Genomic DNA, 4,244 nt, shown 5'->3' with positions numbered 1-4,244 from the left:
CGACAGCGGCGCCACGCGGGTGCCCTGGCGGTCGGCAATCACATAGCCTTCGGCCGTCAATTGTTCGTACGCGATCAACACCGTATTGCGCGAGATCTCAAGCTCTTCGGACAGCGCGCGGGACGATGGCAGCTTGCCGCCCGCGGGCAATTGGCCGGCCAGGATGGCTTGCTTCAGGCGTTGAATCAGCTGGCGTTGGCGCGGCGGCGCGCCGGGGCCGCGCGCAAGTGGGCTGGACAGCAGGGCGGTGTTGGCGGGCAGGCTTTGGCTGGGCGGTTGCATGGCGCGATGATCGCGGGCCACATTGATCGTGGCCCTATTAAATTCGAGACCCGTGGTGCTTTTTATGATGCCACGATTCCGATATCGTGAGGCCCTGCGTGTTGCGTCCGCCACGGCCGGCGGCGCGCGCTTAACCGGATGAGGCCCCGCCCAATGCAAGCCCGCGTCAACGCATTTCAACAACCCATCGGCCCCGACGTACCCGGCTGGACCGCGCGCCCGCGCCCGCCGCTGACGCCGGCCGTCGGCCGTTACTGCCGCCTGGAACCCTTGTCCGCCGAGCGTCATGCCGCGGACCTGTACGACGCGTTCAGCCGGGCGCCGGACGATAGCGACTGGACCTACATGGGCGTTGGCCCGTTTGCCGACGCCGCCGCATACCGCGCCTTTGCCGAAGCCGCCCAGGCGGGCAACGACCCCCTGCATCACGCCATCATCGACCTGGAAACGGGGCGGGCCATCGGCACGCTGGCCTTGATGCGCATCGACCCCGCCAATGGCGTCATCGAAGTCGGCTTCGTGTCGTTCTCGCGCCAGCTCAAGCGCACCCGCATCGCCACCGAAGCGCAATTCCTGCTGATGCGCCGCGCCTTCGACGAGCTGGGTTACCGCCGTTATGAATGGAAGTGCGATAGCCTGAACGCGCCGTCGCGCCAAGCCGCCGCGCGGTTGGGCTTTCAGTTTGAAGGCATCTTCCGCCAGGCCACGATCTACAAGGGCCGCAGCCGCGACACCGCCTGGTTCTCGATCATCGACGGCGAATGGCCCGCGCTGCGCGCCGCCTATGAACGCTGGCTGGACCCCGCCAACTTCGACGCCGAAGGCAATCAGCGCCACAGCCTGTCTGAACTGACCGCCCGGGAAAAAGCCGCGTGCGCCTGATTCCGGTGGCGTTGGCCCTGTTCTGGGGGCTGAACTGGCCGGCGGTGAAGATCATCCTGGCCATCTTTCCGCCCTTCACGCTGCGCGTGCTGGGGCTGGGCAGCGGCGCCGTCCTGCTGTTGCTGCTGGCGCGCGCCAAGCGCCTGCCGCTGTTGCCGCCGCGCGATGCGTGGCCGGGCATCGTGGTGGGCGGGGTGCTGGCCGTCGCGGTCTTCAACCTGGCGGTGGCCTGGGCGCAGCTCAGCACCAGCACGTCGCGCGCGGCGGTGCTGACCTTCACGATGCCCATGATGTCGGCGCTGCTGGCCTGGCTGGTGTTGGGCGAACGGCTGGACCGGCGGCGCGCGCTGGCATTGATGCTGGGCGCCATCGGCGTCGCAATCCTGGCCTGGCCGGTGTTGCGCGCGGTGTTCGGGCAGCACGACCTGGCCGCCACTCGTGGCCTGGTGTTTCCGCTGGTGGCCGCATTCGGGTGGGCGGCGGGCACGGTGTATCTGAAACGCTGGCCCGTGGACGGCCACCGTATCGTCGTCACGGCATGGCAGTTGGCCGTGGGCGCCGCGTGCGCGCTGACGGGCGTGTTGATCGCGGGCGAGTCATTCCCCACCCAGGGCTGGAACGGCCGCATCGTGGCGGCGCTGTCGTTTCACATCATCCTGGGTACGGCGGTGGCCTATTGGCTGTGGTTCGTGCTGAGCGAGCGCGTCAGCGCCACGGTGGCCGCGTTGACCACGTTGATGGTGCCGGTGGTGGGCGTGCTGGGGGCGATGGCGCTGGTGGGCGACCGGCCGGTCATTGCCGATTGGTGGGGGTTTGCCTTCGTGCTGGCGGGCGCCGCGCTGATCGTGCTGAACCTGGGCCGGGCCCGCGGGTAAAGGGGCGGGGCCGGGGGGCAGGGCATCGGGGCCGGGCAGCGGGATCGGGCGGCGGGATCGGGCAGCGGGATCGGGCGGCGGGATAGAGCGCCCCGCGCCCTGACCGCCAAATCAGTCCCGCCGCCCGCGCAGCCACTGCCTGACCACTTCGCCGCCGCTGACCAGCGTGATGCCGGACAGCACCAGCACCGCGCCGATGGCAAAGCCCGCGTCCAGCGGTTCATCCAGGATCAGCACGCCGAAGCTCACGCCGAACAGCGGCGTCATGAACGACAGGATCGACAGGCGCGACGCCAGGTAGCGGCGCAGTAGCCAGAACCACGCCAGGTAACTGGACAAGGCCACCACCACTGCCTGGAACGCCACGCTGGTCAAGGCCGCCGTCGTGGGGCGGATGGCGTGCTGCCCGGTAGCCACGGCATAGGCCAAGAGGCCCACCGCCGCCACCGCCATCTGATATAGCAAGGTCTTGGACGGGGCCGCTTCGGACAACGACGTTGCGCGGATGGCGACCGTGGTGGCGCCCCACAGCAAGCCCGCCGCCAACCCCATGGCGTCGCCCAGCAGCATGTTGGCGGCGCCTGCCGCTTCGCGCGGCGCGTCGCCCTTGAACAGGAACGCCACCGCAATGCCGCCGAAAGCAATCGCGACCCCCAGCCATTGCAGCGGCTGCATGCGTTCTTCGGGCAGCAGCCAATGCAGCCCCAGCGCGGCAAAAATCGGCGCGGTATATAGAAACACCGACATGTGCGAGGCCGTGGTGTACAGCAGCCCCTGGGCCACGAACAGGAATTCCGCGCCGAACAGCAAGCCTACCAGCAGGCCCGGCAGCGCCGTGCCGTCGCGCACGGCGCCCAGCCCTTCGGCTCGCCACACCACCACCGCCAGCACCAGCGCGGCAAAGCTTGATCGCAGCGCAATCTGCATGATGGGCGCGATGTCGGCGGCCACCAGCTTGATGGCGATCTGCTGAAAGCCCCAGCACACGCACAGGGCCAGCATGCCGGTAGTGGCCAGCGTGTCCAGCGGCAGGCGCAGCGGTTTGGACGCGGGCGCCGTCACGGCAATTCGGCGGGGTAGCTGTCCAGCGCCAGGCCGATCTGTTGGCGCAAGTCCCACTCGGCCAGCGTCGATTGCACCGGCCCGAAAAAGGCGCCGTCGCGTGTCACGAACATGGCGGGCAGGTGAAAGACTTCGTAGCGCTCGACCAGGCCACGGTTGTCTCCGGCGTCCACCCAGCAGACCCTTTCCACCGGCAGTTCCAGCGCCGGCAGCTGTTCGCGCGCAATGCGGCAGGTGCCGCAGGTGCGGCTATGGAAGACCAGCAGCGACAAGCCGGGCGCGTCCAGCAGGAAGCGGTCGGCGGTGCTGTCGTTCAGTTCTATCTGTTCCATGGGATTCATCCGGGGCAAGGCAGCCATTATGGCAGCGCGCCGCCCCGTGGCCGGCGATAACCGTGGGGGCGGAATGGGTGTGGCGCGTCAGGCGCCGCGCAGCACGCGGTCCAGTTCCAGCACGGACTGGTACAGCACGCGCGTGCCGTCCAGCAGCTGCGACGGTTCGATCCATTCTTCGGGGCAGTGGCTGCGGCCGTTCAGGCAGGGGATGAAGATCATGCCGATGGGGCCAGTGGGCGCCATGTACACGGCATCGTGGCCGGCGCCGCTGGGCAGGCGGATGGACGCGTAGCCCAGCTGGTCCGCCGCCGCTTTCACGGCGTCCATCACCAGGGGTGAACAGTCGGTGGGTTGGGCGCGGCTTAGTGGCGAGAAGCCGGCCGTCAGGCGCAAGGCCTTCAGGTCGTCGGCCACGCCGGCCATCAGCGTTTCGGGGAAGCTGTCCAGCACGGCGTTGCTGTCGCTGCGCACTTCCAGCGTCATCTCGACGCGGCCGGGCACGGCGTTGGCGGCATTGGGCGTCATCGACAGCCGGCCCACGGTGGCCACCACGTAATGCGGGTTGCCACTGGCGGCGCTGGCCTGGCGGCTGGCCGCGTCGATGATGCGCGCCGCGCCCACCAGGGCGTCGCGGCGGATGTCCATCGGCGTGGTGCCGGCGTGGTCGGGTTGGCCTTGCACAATGATCTGCACGCGCCGGATGCCCACGATATTGGTGACCACGCCAATCGGCAGGCCACGGCTTTCCAGCACGGGGCCTTGTTCGATGTGCAGTTCAACAAAGGCCGCCGTGCCGCCCGCGCCCCGC

General features: G+C 68.9%; 6 protein-coding genes. 2 read left to right on the top strand and 4 right to left on the bottom strand.

All coding sequences use genetic code 11. The annotated features are described in order from the left end of the window. Nucleotides 1-282, bottom strand: a 282-nt coding sequence (locus ACNPP0_RS25500) for a GntR family transcriptional regulator (protein ID WP_448707362.1), incomplete at its 3' end; no start/stop codon positions are given. A 153-nt stretch (nucleotides 283-435) separates the two neighbouring features. Between ACNPP0_RS25500 and ACNPP0_RS25495 the strand changes: the two genes are divergently transcribed. Together ACNPP0_RS25495 and ACNPP0_RS25490 are read left to right on the top strand one after the other, a co-directional pair. Beyond that, the gene (locus ACNPP0_RS25495; RefSeq protein WP_448707361.1) at nucleotides 436-1,164 is read left to right on the top strand and encodes a GNAT family N-acetyltransferase; all 729 of its coding nucleotides are present in this window, start codon (nucleotides 436-438) and stop codon (nucleotides 1,162-1,164) included. Further along, the gene (locus tag ACNPP0_RS25490) at nucleotides 1,155-2,039 is read left to right on the top strand and encodes a DMT family transporter (protein WP_448707360.1); all 885 of its coding nucleotides are present in this window, start codon (nucleotides 1,155-1,157) and stop codon (nucleotides 2,037-2,039) included. The genes ACNPP0_RS25495 and ACNPP0_RS25490 overlap by 10 nt, the downstream gene beginning before the upstream one ends. 111 nt (nucleotides 2,040-2,150) lie before the next feature. Here ACNPP0_RS25490 and ACNPP0_RS25485 read toward each other — a convergent pair whose 3' ends face one another. The 3 genes from ACNPP0_RS25485 to ACNPP0_RS25475 all read right to left on the bottom strand — a co-directional run. Next, a complete protein-coding gene (locus ACNPP0_RS25485) occupies nucleotides 2,151-3,041 on the bottom strand; it encodes a DMT family transporter (RefSeq protein WP_332608904.1) in 891 nt (296 codons plus the stop codon). A gap of 56 nt (nucleotides 3,042-3,097) precedes the next feature. After that, nucleotides 3,098-3,433: a thioredoxin family protein gene (locus tag ACNPP0_RS25480; RefSeq protein WP_046804551.1), complete on the bottom strand. Its 336-nt coding sequence runs from the start codon at nucleotides 3,431-3,433 to the stop codon at nucleotides 3,098-3,100. A gap of 87 nt (nucleotides 3,434-3,520) precedes the next feature. After that, nucleotides 3,521-4,244: hydantoinase/carbamoylase family amidase (locus ACNPP0_RS25475; RefSeq protein ID WP_448707359.1), on the bottom strand; the 724-nt coding region annotated here is incomplete at its 5' end.

The sequence above is a fragment of the Achromobacter semiaridum genome, from assembly GCF_053543755.1.
This window is presented reverse-complemented; position numbering and strand designations above follow the sequence as displayed.